Genomic DNA, 14,991 nt, shown 5'->3' with positions numbered 1-14,991 from the left:
CCATTGCCCCGGGGCCTCTAGGACTGCGCATGCCGGGGCAGCAGCTGCTCGAACCTTTCGCGCAGGCTCGCGGCCCGTTCGGCGCCGGCGGCAAGCGCCACTTCCTCGAACATGGCCTCGCCCACGTCCAGCATGCTCGTGCGGTCCTTGGCGGCGCGCAGCGCCTGGCGGAACTGCTCTGCCAGCGTGGGGTCGCGGCGCGCGAACAGCCGCTCACAGGTGTCGAAAAGGTACATGCGCGCACCGGCGAGCGAGCGCAGGGATTCGCCAGGCTCCGGGCGCTGGACCGATGGCCCCGGTGGCGCGGTGCTGGGCGAGGGCGCGGCGGAGGGCAGCCCGGCCGCGGGGCCGGCCAGATAGCCCTGGCGCATGAGGTTGTCGACGATCTGCGCGCCGATGCCGTTGTACATGGCCTGCAGGTCCGACAGCGATTTGCCGTCGACCAGCAGCAGCAGAGAGCGCTCGCGCAGGCTCAGGGTGCGGACGCCGGGCAAGAGTTCCAGGCGGGCTTTTTCGGTTTTTTGTAGCAGCATGGGAGCCTCCATTCACGGGTGGATGGCGGCGATTGCATCAGTCCGCCGTGACGCGGTGATGACCTCGCTGCCGCACAATGGCGAGCTGCTCCCCGGCGTGCAGGACCCTGGGGGGTGGATGCTATATATTTAATAGCTGCTAGCGCTTGTACATCAAGCATTGCGGCCCTTTTTGACTCATATCCTGGCTGTGTGCCGGCCGCGCCCCGTGCGGGGCGCAGGGCGCGGCGGCCTTTCTCGCGATGACCTTGCTGCTTGCCCCCATGGAGGGGCTTCTGGATTTTGTGCTGCGTGATGTGTTGACCCGCGTGGGCGGGGTGGACCGCTGTGTCTCCGAGTTCATCCGCATCACCGGCACCCTGCTGCCCGACAAGGTGTTCCTGCGCTATGTGCCCGAGCTGCGCAACGGCAGCCGCACGCTCGCGGGTGTGCCGGTGCGTGCGCAGTTGCTGGGCTCCGATCCGGTCAGCATGGCCGAGAACGCGGCCCGCCTGGCGGACCTGGGGCCCGAGGGGATCGACCTGAACTTTGGATGCCCTGCCAAGGTCGTCAACCGCCATGGTGGCGGCGCCGCGCTGCTGCAGGAGCCCGAACGCATCGCCGCCGTCGTGGCCGCCGTGCGCCGCGCGGTGCCTTCGCACCTGCCGGTGTCCGCCAAGATGCGGCTGGGCTTCAACGACACCGGGCTGATGCGCGAATGCGCCCAGGCGATGCAGTCGGGCGGCGCCGCCGAGCTGGTGGTGCATGCGCGCACCAAGGCCGATGGCTACCGGCCCCCGGCGTACTGGGAGCACATTCCCGCCATCCGCGCGGCGGTGCAGATACCGGTGGTGGCCAATGGCGAGATCTGGACGGTGGCCGATGCGCTGCGCTGCCGCGAGGTGTCGGGCTGCGCCACGCTCATGCTCGGGCGCGGCATGGTGGCAGACCCGGGGCTGGCCCGAGCCATCCGCGCGGCCGATGCGGGCCGGCCTGGTTCGGACACGGTGGCTTGGAGCGACCTGCTGGCGCACATCGCGGCCTTCTGGCAACTGGTGTGCGAGGACCTGGAGCCCCGCCAGCGCGCGGGGCGCCTCAAGCAGTGGCTCAATCTGCTGCGCAGGCGCTTTCCGGAAGCCGAGGCCGCCTACCAGCACGTGCGCACGATGACGGACCAGCGGGCGATCACCGCCTGGGTGGAGGCGCTGCGGGCCGGGGACTAGCCGCGCATCACTGCGCGGTGCCGCAAAGAGGCGCCTGGACAGGTGCCTAGAGCAGGTGGTCGGGCGCCAGCGGGCCCAGGAGCTGCAGCATCAACCGCAGCGGGGCGCTGGCGTCGGGTTCGGACGTCGCGTCCGCCAGGCCGCTGCCCTCGGGCGCGCGCCATACAAGGTGGCCGTCGTTCAGCTGCACATGCCAGGCGACCTCGCGCAACGCGGCCTCGATCTGCGCGGTGGCGCGGCGCGACAGGTCGCCGCTGCGGATCAGCAGCGCGATTTCCGTGTTCTGGCGCTGCGACCGGATGTCCAGGTTCATCGAGCCCACGGCCAGCAGGCGGCCATCCAGGATCAGAAGCTTGGAATGCAGCATGGCCCGCGAGCTGCCCACGGCACCAGAAGCGCCAGCCTTGCCGCCCCCGCCGGTGCTGCCCGTGGAGCCCAGGGCGCCCCGCAGCACGCCCGTGAGTTCGCTGCGCATCTCATACAACTCGACGCCCATGGCCAGCAGGTCGGGGCGGTGGCGCGCATAGCCTGCGTGGGCAATGGGCGCATCGTTGGAGGCGAGCGAGTTGGTGAGCACCCGCACTCGAACGCCGCGCGCGCGCGCCGCCGCGAAGGCCTGTTTCATGTCCGGGCCGGGCACGAAGTAGGGCGAGATGATGAGCAGATCCTGCCGTGCCTGGCCCATCAGCTGCAGCAGGCCGTCCACCACGGTGTCGGTCTGGGCATCAAGGGCTTCGGCGCCGGGCACCCCGGGCGCGGCGGAGGCGGTGGAGGGTGGGTTGGGGCCGGGGAGGGGGCCGCTGGCGGTGTCCGTGGCACGTGCAGGTACTGGCGCCGATGCTACGGCGCCAGCCGTCGCCGCACGCGGCCCGCGCGAGGTGATCGCCATGGGGGATGCCCTGGCGGGGGCTTTTTCCGGCAGCGCACCCGTGGACGTACCGTCTGGGGGGATCTTGGCGGGCTTGTCCACCAGCACCGCCGCGGGGGCCCAGGTGAACTGCGCTTGCGCCAGGTCCATGGGCTGGTAGTCCCAGATGCGGGCGCGTTGCGCGGTGGTGGTCTGGCTGCCGTCTTGCACCGGCTGGCTGTCGGGCGCCAGGGTGCCGCCCTGGCCGGCGATCCGGTCCCGCCGCGCCGCGTCGGAAGTGCGCGTGCGCTCGCGCAGGGTGTCAAGCTCCTGCTGCGTGACGAGCGACTGCACGGGATAGGCGCGCTCGTTGTTCCAGTAGCTGTCGAAACTGCGGGAGAGGTCCTGCACCACGGGCCCGGCCGCCAGCACGTCCAGATCCACGAAGTTGCCGGAATCGGCGTTGCCGAAGTACGCGTCGCCCAGGTTGCGGCCACCCGTCACGCCCATGGCGTTGTCGGCGATGAAGAGCTTGTTGTGCATGCGCTGCTGCACGCGGGAGAAGTCCCCCAGCGCGCCCAGCATGCGCCCCAGGGGCGAGCCGCGCGCACCCGTGAGCGGGTTGAACATGCGCATCTCGATGTTGGGCACGAAGGCCAGCCGCATGACCTGCGCATCACGCCCCGTGCTGTGGAAGTCGTCCAGCAGCACACGCACACGCACGCCGCGCTGGGCCGCCGCGATCACGCCCAGCAGCAGGCGCTCGGTACTGGCGTCAGCGTGGATGGCGTAGTACTGCAGGTCCAGCGTCTTCTGTGCGGCGTCGACCAGGGCGAGGCGGCTGCTGTAGGCCGCCTGGGGCCCGCTGAGCAGCAGGAACCCGGAAGGATGGCGGCCGCCCACCGACGCGCGGCGCGTTTCCACCAATTGGCCCAGGGCCGTGTCCGCAGGCGACGCCAATGCGCTCGACACCGGCCGGTCCACATCCTTGGGCAGGCCGGCGCAGCCGGTGATGGCGCTTGCAATGCACATGGCCAGGACGGCCAGCCAGCTATAGCGGGCGGTGGTGCCCAGGAACGACGCTGGAGCGGCGGGAGCAGGGGGCAGTGCAGGCATGGCGCGATTGTGACCGTGCGGCGCCGCTCGCGCTTGTCAGACGCGGCGCCAACGCAGCCACGGTGGCGACCGGGTGGACGCGGGCGCATCGCGGTGCGGTGCCCTGGCGCCGCGGCGGCTACCAGCTCACTTCGCGATCGGGTGTGGCGCTGATCTTGTGGATCGACAGGTCCGCACCGTCGAACTCCTCTTCCTGCGAGAGCCGCAGGCCGACCGTGCTTTTGAGAATGCCATACACCACGAAGCCGCCCGCCAGTGCCCAGGCCACGCCCAGGGCGGTGCCGACAAGCTGGGCGGAAAAGCTCACGCCGCCGAGCCCGCCCAGCGCCTTGCTGCCAAAAATGCCCGCCGCCAGCCCGCCCCAGGTGCCGCACAGGCCGTGCAGCGGCCAGACACCCAGCACGTCGTCGATCTTCCACCGGTTCTGCGTGAGCGTGAACATCAGCACAAAAATGGCGCCAGCCACCGCACCCACCACGAGCGCACCCAGCGGGTGCATCAGGTCGGAGCCCGCGCACACCGCCACCAGCCCCGCCAGCGGGCCGTTGTGGACGAAGCCGGGGTCATTCTTGCCCAGCACCAGGGCGGCCAGCGTGCCGCCGACCATGGCCATCAGGGAGTTCACCGCCACCAGGCCGGAAAGTTTGTCCACGGTCTGCGCGCTCATCACATTGAAGCCGAACCAGCCCACGACGAGCACCCATGCGCCCAGCGCCAGAAACGGAATGTTGGAAGGCGGGTGCGCGGAGATGGCGCCATCCTTGCGATACCGGTTGGCGCGGGAGCCCAGCAGGATCACGGCAGGCAGGGCGATCCAGCCGCCCATCGCGTGCACCACGATGGAGCCTGCGAAATCATGGAACTCCTCGCCGGCGAACCCTTTGATCCAGGCCTGCACGCCAAAATGCTGGTTCCAGGCAATGCCCTCGAAGAATGGATACACAAAGCCGACGATGACCGCCGTGGCCATGAGCTGCGGCCAGAACTTGGCGCGTTCCGCGATCCCCCCCGACACGATGGCCGGAATGGCCGCTGCAAAGGTGAGCAGGAAGAAGAACTTCACCAGTGCATAGCCGCTTTGCTGCACCAGCGACTCGGCCCCCACGAAAAAGTGCGTGCCGTAGGCCACGCTGTACCCCACGGCAAAGTACACGACCGTGGACACAGAAAAATCCACCAGGATCTTCACCAGCGCATTCACCTGGTTCTTCTTGCGGACCGTGCCCAGCTCCAGGAAGGCAAAACCGGCGTGCATGGCCAGCACCATGATGGCCCCCAGAAGAATGAACAGGGCATCCGTGCCCTGTTTGAGTGCTTCCATAACATCCTCTTGCAGTAAATTGATCCGTTCTGGTGCGGTTTGAGTGGGTGCACCAGATTTGCACCAAATTGAAGCAAGAAGCGCGCCAGAGGTTGGTGCGTGGCTTTTGCACTGCCTTGGGGCGGTGCGGCCGAAGGCGATCGCGAGGGCTGGATTAAAAACTATCCCGACCCTGGACCCGTGCCAGGACGCGAAGGTCCGGTCCGATCATCTCTGCGGATGTGAACTGCAGCGCAAGCCCGTCCGCCAGCGCATGGAGCGGGTCCAGGTTCGCCATGCCCAGCCCGGGGCCCAGCAGGCGAGGGGCCAAGTACACAAGCAGTTCATCGATGAGGCCTTCTCGGACGAGGGATCCATTGAGCTTGTGGCCTGCTTCCACATGCAGCTCATTGATTCCCCGCTGGCCAAGGTCTTTCAGCATCGCTGCCAGATCCACTTTGCCGCTGGCATTGGGCAGATGGATCACCGTGGCACCGCGAGCTTCCAAGGCGGCTTTCTTTTCCTTGCTTGTGTTGGCTGTGTAGACAAGGCAATCACGTCCGCCCATCAGCAGGTTGGCATGCGGGGGCAGCTGCAATTGACTATCCACCAAGACCACATGGGGCTGGCGGGGTGTAGGTACTTCCCGGACGTCCAGGCGGGGGTTGTCGTCCAGCACGGTGCCAATGCCGGTCAGAATGGCACAGGCCCTTGCCCGCCAGGCATGCCCATCCGCGCGCGCCGTGCGCGAGGTGATCCACTGGCTGGCGCCGTTGTGAAGCGCCGTGGTGCCGTCCAGGGACGCTGCCGTCTTGAGCCGCACCCATGGCGTGCCCCGAACCATGCGGCTGAAAAAACCGATGTTGAGTTCGCGTGATTCTTCTGCCCCTGGGCCCACGACAACCTCGATACCCGACGCCCGCAATCGCTCGAATCCGTGGCCTGCGACCAGAGGGTTGGGGTCGGTGATGGATGCCACCACTTTTGCAATCCCGGCTTCGATCAATGCATTGCAGCATGGACCGGTGCGGCCATGGTGAGAGCATGGCTCCAGGGTGACATAGGCGGTGGCACCGCGCACGTCGCGGCCAGCTGCTGCGGCATCGCGCAGCGCCATGATTTCTGCATGGGGGCCACCAGCACGCTGAGTGAATCCTCGGCCCAGCACCTCACCGTCGGGAGCGGTGATGACGCAACCAACGCGGGGATTGGGGCTGGAAAGAAAAAGCGCCTGGGCGGCTAGCCCAAGCGCTTGGTCCATTGGTAAGGGCGCTGTGGTGTTCATTGCGCCGCAGATGGTAGCGTAGAGGATTACTTGTTCCAGCAATCCGCAGCAGTTGTGCCCGAGCCCAGGTTGAGCGCGTTGCGCGTGCCTGTGTTGGTCAGCGTGAAGTCGCCGCAACGGTCTGTGGCCTGGGGGCCGGCCTTGCGGGTGGCCACCAAGGTGAAGGCCGCATTGGTGTTGCCTGCCTGAAAACCAATGGTGTAGCGCTTGGTCGCATCTCCAGCCCAAGTGAGTGCAGCAGGAAGCGCAGTGGGATACACGCCAGTGGCTGTGGCAGCTCGCTCGAGCCATTGTTGTGCCTGCAGCAGTCCGGCGCGAGCGTCTGCTCTATGCCCGCGCCGAATGTACTCGGCATAGCTTGGATAGGCAATGGCCGAGAGGATGCCAACGATGGCGACCACAATCATAAGTTCGATAAGGGTGAAGCCATGCTGCCCTTTCCGCAGAGGTCGGTTCATGATGAGTTTCTCACTTCAGTTGGCGCCAACTTGGGCGCAGCGATTGCTCCGGCATGCACTGCATGTTGAAACCATTGCCCTTGGCATCAATATCGCGATTCTCGCACTTGTCTCCGGCTTCTTTTTTGATCAGCGTATGTGAGCCCTTTGTCACTGATGCGCGCGACACAGATTTGTCATCGCCACATGTAGTACATACTGGACTACCACCTCCAGGAGGGGTGTAAAACGTGCCGTTCTTGTCAGAGTCGAGGATCTGCACCGTGGGCCGCTTCCCGTCCATGATGTTGACAAGAGTGAGGTACTGGCGTTCTTCGTCCACCGTATTGGATTCGCAGCTTTCCACGTTGGGGTCTATATCAGATCCCTTTGCTGGTACTTGAGAGTACACAGCCAATATATTGCTGCCGTCATAGAACTCCATGGGTTTCAGCAATCGCTCGCCGACGGCTGGCAAATCCATGTACCAGCCATTGAAATTGACCCAGGTGTCCTTTTTCAATTCATCCGTGATGTCCACCGTGGCGTAGTTGGCATCCACAGCTGTAATTTTCTGGGCAGCCAGCTTGGCGTTGACTACTCCCACGCCCAAAGGCACCGGAGCAGGAATGCAGTCGCTGCCACTGGGGCAGGTACCTGCACCTGGGTGCACCTGAAGACGTTTGCCCTTCGCGGTGTCGACGATGCGATAGCGGGTGTTGTCCAGCACCGAGTACAAGGATTGCACATTTGAATCGTTCTCGTCTGCCTTGGTGACATTGCGGCCAGTACCAAACGCCACCATCATGCCCCCTACCGATACGGTCTTGGCGCTGACGCCCGTTCCGATGGTCATCGTGCGATCATTGGCACGCACCGTGGGAGTGGCTGTGATTGGCTGTCTGATGGCGCCAGTGGCATCGACACGGGCGCGTGTACTACCCAGTGTGGCAGGACCGGTGGTCGTAAAGAGCGGTTGTCCACCCAAAGCAACGCCCCAGCTGGCGTCATCGACATTCGTCAGGTCGAACTTCCAGAGATTGCCTCGATTGTCACCTGCGTACACCACGTCTGGGCGGCTGTCGCCATTGAGGTCAACCAAGCGAGGAGTTGCCAAGCCGTTGTCGGCGGCTTCGCCAGTGCCTACAGTATCGGCAGTCGCGGCAGCAATACGTTTCAATTCCTTGTTGCCATCCAGGTACTGGATCAATAGGACGGGGCGCTGGTTGGCGCTGTTGTAACCGTTGCCCATGACTACGGCCCAGCGGTCATTGTTCATGCGCGTGATCTGGGTGGTGCGCATAGGGTTGTTCTCATCCAGCACAGGTCGGGCCGTGATATTGCCGATGTCCTTATCCTCATCCACGGCTTTATCGCACGCGGTCTTTTGAGCGCCAGTCATCGCCGCACAGTTGGGGGCGGTTTCGGTGCCTCTAGTGCGGTCAAGCACCACCAGCTTTTGGGCATTTCCTTCCGAGAAGCCTGGGAGGCCGGCCGGCGTATCTGCGGTGGCAGGATTGGTTACATCCAACACGAAGTAACCTTTGCCTCCGGCACCCATCGTGCCTACCAGAAAAGTTCGCCAATCGGGCACATAGATGGCGGGATCGGCCGGGTCTGGTTGCCCTTGATCTACGTCGCCAGTCATGGGTGAACCATCCACAAAAAATCTGTGCTTATTATTGTAAGTGGGGTCGCTCAGCAGAGGAAGGTTGGCAAGCACGCCACGTGGGGCGTAGGCAATTTTCTCTGTGCCGTCTGTGGCTGAAAAGCCGTGCAGCAGGCCATCGTTACCACCCACATAGAGCATGGGCGTCCGGGATTTGTTGGAGCGCGTAAAAGCGCTATAACCCTTCAAGGGGTAATTGCTTGCAGGCGCCCCTGCGTACCACACCACGGAGTTGATAATGTCCCCTTGGCGGCTTTTGCGTTCGCGGAAGGGCTTGGCTACGGTGTAGCCATTGGTCTCGGAGCCTTCCAGAACGCGATCCCCACGAATGAAATTGAGCCGATTCTGGGCGTTGGTGGCGACGGTTACGGTGGCATCGCCTGGGTCCTTGCCCAGCAGGTTCTTTTGTGCAGTACTGAGGTTGCTTTGATCGCTGGCCCATTTGAAGGGCACCCCGCCCTTGTCTTTGGTGCTGACCCACTGATCACTCCAGCTCAGAATGACGCGACTGCTGACCGTAAAAGTAGCATCGTCCAGCTTATCGGCTGTATTTTTCCCGTCCCAACTTGTAGTCGGCACAGTGGTGCCATCTTTTTTCACCGTTTCTGCGGTCACGAAGCCCTTCCATGCATTCTTGGGTTCGTAATTACCGGTGAATTTTCCAACATCGGTACGCGAAACGTTGGAGCCGCTGGTGGCGGTAGAAGTGAGGTCGGGATCAACCTGTGTATTGATTTGCTGGAAAATGTCCCGGAAGGCTTTTGCCAAGTCTTCCCCTTTTTCCACGGCGTAGAAGCGACCACGGCCGTTGAGGGCTGCATGCCACAAATCGAGTGATCGAACCGATTCTTTGGCAGTATTGTTATTGCCGACGCTCAGGTCGGGCCATTTAATATTACCAGTAATAAAATCGGGCAGGCTACCATTTGCACCCTTGTCATAGCTAAAAGGGACCATCAATGCGGTATCAAAGGTGGCAATGTTGCTGGCATCACATGTTTGGCCAGGAGCACGGATCTTGTTGGTGGTATTGCAACGGCCAGGCGGATGGGGTGTATCAAGATCTTTTAAGCCAGGCCATGTATAGGCCATTTTGCTCAGTCCGATGGTATAGGTAACCATATGCGGCCAATTGGCTGGGTTGTAGCGCGGATTCCAAAAGCGATCCAGAATGGCACTTTTACCTGTAGTGTCTTTGCCAAAATCTTCCGTCGCGGGAGCCTTGTTGTATTCGGCCGTGGGCTGCGGGGTTCCTTTCAATCCAGTAACGCCATTCGCATCCACTGCCGTCTGCAGTTTCTTGGACCAACTTGCAAAAGCCCAGTCGGCCAAGTAGTTGCTGTAGGTGTCCGCATACAAGTCATTCTTGGGCCGACTGGCGGCGACGGTGCTGCCATACACGGTAGTATTGGGTAGACTGATGTTCGTGGTGTTATCGTCCTGCGAGCCACCAGAGACGGTGCCGTTCCAGCGGCCATCGGTCATGAAGATGTGATAGTTGCGCCTGCATCCTAGATAGGGCGTTGCTGTGGTGCCAGGTACGGAGGCCCAGGGCCCATTCTTGTCCAGCTTGGCGCGCATATATTCGTCAGCCTGCTTGAACATTTTATGCGAAGGCGTTGAACTGCTCGGATCCAGATTATTGACGAAGTTAAGGAAGTTGGTCCGGTGAGTTCCGGCCAATACCTGCATAGCATTAGTGGTGAGTGTCGGGGTGACTGTCGGGGTGCCGGGCAGTGTGCCCGGGGTGTTGTTGTTAGCGTTCATGGACTGCCATGCCAGACGTATCTTCTTGTCAGGTAGTAAGGAGCTATCGTATTTGGGATGGGTGGGGTCAAAAATCGACTTGAGCGCGTATTTCAGCACGTTCATGCGGCGGCTGTTGCTAGGCCAAGTCCCATCGGCATTAGGGGTTACTAAGTTGCTGGCGTTGGTTTCATTTTCTTGGTCTACCCGAAAGTCCATGCTCCCTGAATCGTCAATGGAAATGATGACGTTGGGTGTTACATAAGGTTGGACGGTGCCGGGCGGAGCCTGTACCAAGTCGATGGCCCAGGCTCCTGGGGACGCCAAGGCAGCGCCTATTGCCAGCGTGAGTAGATTTTTGCGAAAGCGAGGTGGCGTATTGCGGTGCATGGGGTGCTCCTCTTTGTCTGGAATTTCAGGCTAAATCGTCTCTAGCTTGTATGTGAATTGAACTAGAAGCCGATTTTTGGATAGTGCGGGTGTTAATTGAGAGTTCTTTGCTGCGCATAGGTTTGCTGTAGTGCAACCAATGTGCCCGGCTTGCGGCCATAAGCCAAGGCAGTAATGCGATAAACTACGAGAGATTTCGGATTAATGGCCAGCAGGTTGGCGCGAGATGCATCCACGATGACTTTGGAGTTTTTGAGATCTAAGTAAGGCAGGACCTCGATCCAGTACCAGCCACCTGAGTTGGCAGGAGTAGTGGCATCCCATTGCAAAATTGGATTGACGGGGGCAGAGACGCTGCCCTTCCCTGCTCCAGTGAACTGCCCATAGCGTGCTCCCGTTGCGGCGGTGGTCATCTGGGCCAGCGTTACGCCTTTGGCAGCATCGGTGTTGTTCCAGAAGTCCTGTTTGCCCAAGCGCTTTACGCACAGGCCCTTGCTACATAGGGCGGTCTTTTCCTCCAAATCCGCGAGCAAGGGGCCGACATCCTTGGTCTCAAGAGGAATTTTTTCATTAATTCCTGTGCGGCAGACGTCAAGGGTGCCAAGGCATTCAGTTCCATCAGCCTTTTGGTTGCGTATGTCCAGTTCTGCATCCTGCAGCAGGGCTTGTGCGGCTTCGTAGGCGCGCTGGTAATCTGCATCATTGCCGACCACCAGTTCATTGAACAGCGAGGTGCGTGATGCCCACAGTGCCAACAACATGGACAGCATGACAAACACGATGACAACAAACAACGCGATACCGCGTTGTGGATGGCTGTGTCGGGGGAGAGGAAAGCGCACGGAGTACATGGCGATTTTTTTGAATGGGATTCAGAGTGCGATGCCCACTAGCCCTTGGCTACGGAGTTGGAATACGTTGCGGTAGACAACGTGCATGCGCCGAGCTCGGGCGCCAGCAAGGGCCGCCATGTCCACTGCGGTGTTGCCATCACAGTCGGTGTAGGACGTAGCGCTTGAGCTCAGGCCATTCATATCAATGGCTTCGGTGCCAAAGAGCACCAAACACACCTCTACTGCCTGCACTCGGCCCCAATCTGTACTGCCTACGCCGGCTGCAGCGACGTATCGAATGGTGGGGGCGCCAGGAAGGGTGTTGTCTTGCAGGAGGTAGCGCACCTGGAAATTGGCAACATTCTGTGCGATGGGTTGCGCCGCAGCGCCGTTGCCCTGGCATCGCAATTCGGTGCCGTTGAGTTGGAAAATGCTTTCCACCCGCTGATCGTCACTTCCGTTGGTTGGGCCACCAACGCAGTTTCGTGCTATGGCTTGGTCCGTGGTTGCATAGTGGACAGGCTCCTTGTAGCGACGGTAGCCCACTGTGAGGGCCGTGGCGGTGGCGCTCAGGGTGTCGGTGGTAGGGTCGAAGCTGTTGCCAGCGCCTGAAGCGGGAGCGACAGTTTCAAATGCAACGGGGACCGCGTTGGCGAGGGCTGTGGGCGCGCTGTCGGGATTGAGGTTGAGGTATAGCGAGCCGGCCTGACGCAGTTGCAGGCCAATGACTCTCATGACGTAGGCAGACTGTTGCTGAATGTTGCTGGCATCGCTGACCGAGCCGGAAACGCCACGGGACACCATTAGCGCACCCATTGCTACCGCAACGACAAGCAAGCCAATCGCGATGCCCACCATTAACTCGATCAGCGTGACTCCGCGCTGGCTGTCGGCCCGAAGCGGAATATTTCTGGTGCGTACGTTGGGGAGGGTGTTAGTAGGCTGCATTTCAGGCTCCGGGGCAGTAGTACTGCTTGACGCCTCCGCCAATGTCGGCGGAGGCACAGCGCGCCGAAACAGGGATGTATTGCAGATGGCAGGTATATCCGGCGGTGCAGGAGGCCGCCGCGCCTCCTCCTGCGCTGAGTGTGCCGTCTGTGGCGCGAACTTGCGTTGCATCGATGTTGTCCCTGTGGATCTTTTTGTCTGCAGCGGTATCGATATCTATCTCGTTTTCACGCCAACGAATCATGATGCCCAGTTGCCGGCGATTGGTGGCATCCGTGTCGCCTGGAGCCAGAAAAATCGTGGCATCCCCCACCGGCAGCGCGCGTTGCACTGCACGCCGCCAGTCAGCCACGTCGTATAGAGTAAGTTCAGTGCCGGTGCATGCCGCACTCGCGCAGTTCTTGGTGGGCGCCGTGACAGGGGTGGATGGGGTTGTCCATGCGCTGGCATAGCTACTGAGGCTCATCAGAGCGTTGGGGTGCGCTTTTAAGCGTTCGCTGAGATCTTCAGTCAACCGGATGGCCTGGGCTCGACGCACGGTCGTCTGGGTATCGCTCAGGGTTCGCATCTGTACACCTAGGATGCCCAGAATTCCCAGTGCGGCAATGACGATAGCGACAAGGGACTCAATCAGTGTGATACCGCGTTGGCATTTGTGCAGTGTGGTGGTCATGGTGATCAGCCGGTACATGGGACGGCTTCTTGAGGAATGACGCGAATACGGCCCCCGGAACTCATACAAAGGCCGCGTACGCCTGGATGGGAAATACTCTTACCCAACGGCACGAAGGTGAAGCTCAAATAAGGACCACTGACGAGACCCCAGCGATTGAGCGCAATCCCTGCGCCGCCGCTTATGAAGTTGACATGAACCCTGGCGGAAGATTCAATGCGCTGCAACACCGGTTCGGCAGCATCGCAGATACGGTTGCCGCTGGTGTCGTGGCATACCACCCAGCCACAATCCCAAGTGTCGGTATCAACAGCGCTGGAGCAGCCGTTGGTGTTGTTGGGAATTTTCTGAATAACCACTTGGCCACCACGTTTGATGGCCTCCGAGCGTGCGTAGTACAGCGTAGATTGGAGCTGTTCTACGGACTCGCGGACGCGCCACCCTTCAATCAGGGGAGTGAAGCTGGGTGCCGCCAAGGCCGCCAGTACACTCATGATGGCAACCACGACCATCAACTCCACGGCGGAGAAACCCGCAGAGGCTATTGACGGGGGGGAGGAGCTCAGCATGTATTTGCCCCTTTCTCTGTTTTGATTCGGCCTCCAGCACTGACGCATACACGCTGCGCATTGACGTCGTCGTCTGCCTTCCCATCAGGCTTAATCAAGAAGCCCGCTGCCACCGGAAGTGTGCCCCATCGGTCAACGGCAAGAACGTTGGCAGGAAATGTGATGCTTAGTCTTGGAGACGAGTTGGTTAGTTGCAGTAACTCGCTCGCCTCGTTGTTGCCGTTGCTGTTGGCATCAAAATACACAGCCCAGCCATTGTTACTATCCTGCACAATGCTGACGCCTCCGCCGCGCTTAATGGCTTCGGAGCGGGCAAAGTAGAGTGTGGATTGCAGCTCTTCCGTTGCCTGACGCACGCGCCAACGTTCGATCAGGGGAGTGAAGCTGGGGGCCGCCAGTGCGGCCAATACAGCAACGATGGCTACTACGACCATCAACTCAATGGCTGTGAAGCCGCGCTGTGCTCGAGAACTTGGAGTGATGAACTGCTTTCCTCGAGGTTGTAGTAGTGACGATGCATGCATGAGGCCATCTTATTAGCCTGCTGGCGCGGCAGGCTGATGCTGCTCGACCAATGGTGCTCGCATTGGGATGAGCGGTTTGCTACTTGCGCGTATACCCCCGGCAAGCCCCCGCGTTGTGCATGCCTTTGCATTCCCGGTACATCCGGCGATCACGCTGGGCGGGTGTCTCTTCGGAGCTGCTGCGCTGATAGGTGACTTTGCTAACGCTTTTCTTCTTGGAAGAGGTGTTGGCGGTGGTGGCGGTGGTGGCGGTGGTGGCGGTGGTGGCGGTGTCACTGGCAGAGCGCTTGGCCAGTGCGTAGCCAGGGCTTGTGATCAGGACCAAAGCGACGCCTGTGGCCAGCAAGGCATGGCGGACTGTGGTGTGTGAAAGGAAAGCGTCAAGTTGCGTCATGAGGGGGCTTTCAGGTGTGGGGCGGGAACCTAGGCGGGGCAAGAATTCCACGTGGGGGTTATAATCGACAAGTTTTGCATGGTGCAAGACGCACGCCTGCGGCCGTTCCAGCTGCTGGCGCAAGTAAAAACCAAGGCTCGGCAAGTCTGTCGAGACTCCATCAAGGAAAAATTATGATCGCATCCTCCATCAAGGCCGAAGTCGTCAAGGCCAATGCCCGTGCTGCCAACGACACTGGCAGTCCAGAAGTGCAAGTGGCCCTGCTGACGGCCCGCATCAACGAACTGACCCCTCACTTCAAGACGCACGCCAAGGACCACCACGGTCGCCGCGGCCTGCTGCGCATGGTGAGCCGCCGCCGCAAGCTGCTGGACTACCTGAAGGCCAAGGACGCTGACCGTTACACCGCGCTGATCGCCAAGCTGGGTCTGCGCAAGTAATCTTCATTGCATGCGAAAACGCCTGGGTTAGTCCGCTAGCTCAGGCGTTTTTTACTTCGGAGCCGCAAAACAGAGCGAAGCTGTG

14 protein-coding genes are annotated in these 14,991 nt (G+C 61.3%); 2 read left to right on the top strand and 12 right to left on the bottom strand.

Annotated features, from left to right (window positions below; translation table 11 throughout):
• Positions 1 to 17: 17 nt before the first annotated feature.
• Entirely contained in the window at positions 18 to 533 is a 516-nt protein-coding gene (locus AC1RCS_RS06700; RefSeq protein WP_218340146.1) for a hypothetical protein, read from the bottom strand.
• A 242-nt stretch (positions 534 to 775) separates the two neighbouring features.
• Between AC1RCS_RS06700 and AC1RCS_RS06695 the strand changes: the two genes are divergently transcribed.
• Entirely contained in the window at positions 776 to 1,735 is a 960-nt protein-coding gene (locus tag AC1RCS_RS06695; RefSeq protein ID WP_369642971.1) for a tRNA dihydrouridine synthase, read from the top strand.
• A gap of 46 nt (positions 1,736 to 1,781) precedes the next feature.
• On the opposite strand, the gene AC1RCS_RS06690 is transcribed toward AC1RCS_RS06695, so the two are convergent.
• The 11 genes from AC1RCS_RS06690 to AC1RCS_RS06640 form a co-directional block, all read right to left on the bottom strand.
• Positions 1,782 to 3,698, bottom strand: coding sequence for a phospholipase D family protein (locus AC1RCS_RS06690; protein ID WP_492244110.1), 1,917 nt, complete (start codon positions 3,696 to 3,698; stop codon positions 1,782 to 1,784).
• 118 nt (positions 3,699 to 3,816) lie between these two features.
• The gene (locus AC1RCS_RS06685; RefSeq protein WP_218340149.1) at positions 3,817 to 5,019 is read right to left on the bottom strand and encodes an ammonium transporter; all 1,203 of its coding nucleotides are present in this window, start codon (positions 5,017 to 5,019) and stop codon (positions 3,817 to 3,819) included.
• 154 nt (positions 5,020 to 5,173) lie between these two features.
• The gene (gene ribD / locus AC1RCS_RS06680) at positions 5,174 to 6,259 is read right to left on the bottom strand and encodes a bifunctional diaminohydroxyphosphoribosylaminopyrimidine deaminase/5-amino-6-(5-phosphoribosylamino)uracil reductase RibD (RefSeq protein ID WP_492244109.1); all 1,086 of its coding nucleotides are present in this window, start codon (positions 6,257 to 6,259) and stop codon (positions 5,174 to 5,176) included.
• 50 nt (positions 6,260 to 6,309) lie between these two features.
• Complete coding sequence (locus tag AC1RCS_RS06675) at positions 6,310 to 6,741, bottom strand: type IV pilin protein (RefSeq protein ID WP_492244108.1); 432 nt, start codon at positions 6,739 to 6,741, stop codon at positions 6,310 to 6,312.
• A gap of 10 nt (positions 6,742 to 6,751) precedes the next feature.
• Positions 6,752 to 10,525: a pilus assembly protein gene (locus tag AC1RCS_RS06670; RefSeq protein ID WP_492244107.1), complete on the bottom strand. Its 3,774-nt coding sequence runs from the start codon at positions 10,523 to 10,525 to the stop codon at positions 6,752 to 6,754.
• A gap of 92 nt (positions 10,526 to 10,617) precedes the next feature.
• The gene (locus AC1RCS_RS06665; protein ID WP_492244106.1) at positions 10,618 to 11,376 is read right to left on the bottom strand and encodes a pilus assembly PilX family protein; all 759 of its coding nucleotides are present in this window, start codon (positions 11,374 to 11,376) and stop codon (positions 10,618 to 10,620) included.
• 21 nt (positions 11,377 to 11,397) lie between these two features.
• Complete coding sequence (locus AC1RCS_RS06660) at positions 11,398 to 12,306, bottom strand: PilW family protein (protein WP_492244105.1); 909 nt, start codon at positions 12,304 to 12,306, stop codon at positions 11,398 to 11,400.
• 1 nt (position 12,307) lies between these two features.
• Positions 12,308 to 12,997, bottom strand: coding sequence for a type IV pilus modification protein PilV (pilV, locus tag AC1RCS_RS06655; protein WP_492244104.1), 690 nt, complete (start codon positions 12,995 to 12,997; stop codon positions 12,308 to 12,310).
• Entirely contained in the window at positions 12,985 to 13,548 is a 564-nt protein-coding gene (locus AC1RCS_RS06650; protein WP_492244103.1) for a GspH/FimT family pseudopilin, read from the bottom strand. Before AC1RCS_RS06650 ends, pilV begins: the two co-directional genes overlap by 13 nt.
• Positions 13,542 to 13,982 carry a GspH/FimT family protein gene (locus AC1RCS_RS06645; protein ID WP_492244254.1) on the bottom strand — a complete coding sequence of 147 codons (441 nt, stop codon included), beginning with the start codon at positions 13,980 to 13,982 and terminating at the stop codon, positions 13,542 to 13,544. The genes AC1RCS_RS06650 and AC1RCS_RS06645 overlap by 7 nt, the downstream gene beginning before the upstream one ends.
• Positions 13,983 to 14,151: 169 nt before the next feature.
• Entirely contained in the window at positions 14,152 to 14,466 is a 315-nt protein-coding gene (locus tag AC1RCS_RS06640; RefSeq protein ID WP_492244102.1) for a hypothetical protein, read from the bottom strand.
• A 173-nt stretch (positions 14,467 to 14,639) separates the two neighbouring features.
• On the opposite strand from AC1RCS_RS06640, the gene rpsO reads away from it, so the two are divergent.
• Positions 14,640 to 14,906: a 30S ribosomal protein S15 gene (rpsO, locus tag AC1RCS_RS06635; RefSeq protein ID WP_005793232.1), complete on the top strand. Its 267-nt coding sequence runs from the start codon at positions 14,640 to 14,642 to the stop codon at positions 14,904 to 14,906.
• Positions 14,907 to 14,991: the final 85 nt, after the last annotated feature.

The organism is Acidovorax sp. GW823-FHT01C06 (genome assembly GCF_058798375.1).
This window is presented reverse-complemented; position numbering and strand designations above follow the sequence as displayed.

What these genes read in the sequence shown, in the direction of transcription:
- ribD (WP_492244109.1), bottom strand. Translation starts at nt 6,259, where the DNA reads ATGGACCAAGCGCTTGGGCTAGCCGCCCAGGCGCTTTTTCTTTCCAGC.
- AC1RCS_RS06670 (WP_492244107.1), bottom strand. Translation starts at nt 10,525, where the DNA reads ATGCACCGCAATACGCCACCTCGCTTTCGCAAAAATCTACTCACGCTG.
- AC1RCS_RS06675 (WP_492244108.1), bottom strand. Translation starts at nt 6,741, where the DNA reads ATGAACCGACCTCTGCGGAAAGGGCAGCATGGCTTCACCCTTATCGAA.
- pilV (WP_492244104.1), bottom strand. Translation starts at nt 12,997, where the DNA reads ATGTACCGGCTGATCACCATGACCACCACACTGCACAAATGCCAACGC.
- AC1RCS_RS06650 (WP_492244103.1), bottom strand. Translation starts at nt 13,548, where the DNA reads ATGCTGAGCTCCTCCCCCCCGTCAATAGCCTCTGCGGGTTTCTCCGCC.
- AC1RCS_RS06660 (WP_492244105.1), bottom strand. Translation starts at nt 12,306, where the DNA reads ATGCAGCCTACTAACACCCTCCCCAACGTACGCACCAGAAATATTCCG.
- AC1RCS_RS06695 (WP_369642971.1), top strand. Translation starts at nt 776, where the DNA reads ATGACCTTGCTGCTTGCCCCCATGGAGGGGCTTCTGGATTTTGTGCTG.
- AC1RCS_RS06685 (WP_218340149.1), bottom strand. Translation starts at nt 5,019, where the DNA reads ATGGAAGCACTCAAACAGGGCACGGATGCCCTGTTCATTCTTCTGGGG.
- AC1RCS_RS06700 (WP_218340146.1), bottom strand. Translation starts at nt 533, where the DNA reads ATGCTGCTACAAAAAACCGAAAAAGCCCGCCTGGAACTCTTGCCCGGC.
- AC1RCS_RS06690 (WP_492244110.1), bottom strand. Translation starts at nt 3,698, where the DNA reads ATGCCTGCACTGCCCCCTGCTCCCGCCGCTCCAGCGTCGTTCCTGGGC.
- AC1RCS_RS06640 (WP_492244102.1), bottom strand. Translation starts at nt 14,466, where the DNA reads ATGACGCAACTTGACGCTTTCCTTTCACACACCACAGTCCGCCATGCC.
- AC1RCS_RS06645 (WP_492244254.1), bottom strand. Translation starts at nt 13,982, where the DNA reads ATGGTCGTAGTAGCCATCGTTGCTGTATTGGCCGCACTGGCGGCCCCC.
- AC1RCS_RS06665 (WP_492244106.1), bottom strand. Translation starts at nt 11,376, where the DNA reads ATGTACTCCGTGCGCTTTCCTCTCCCCCGACACAGCCATCCACAACGC.
- rpsO (WP_005793232.1), top strand. Translation starts at nt 14,640, where the DNA reads ATGATCGCATCCTCCATCAAGGCCGAAGTCGTCAAGGCCAATGCCCGT.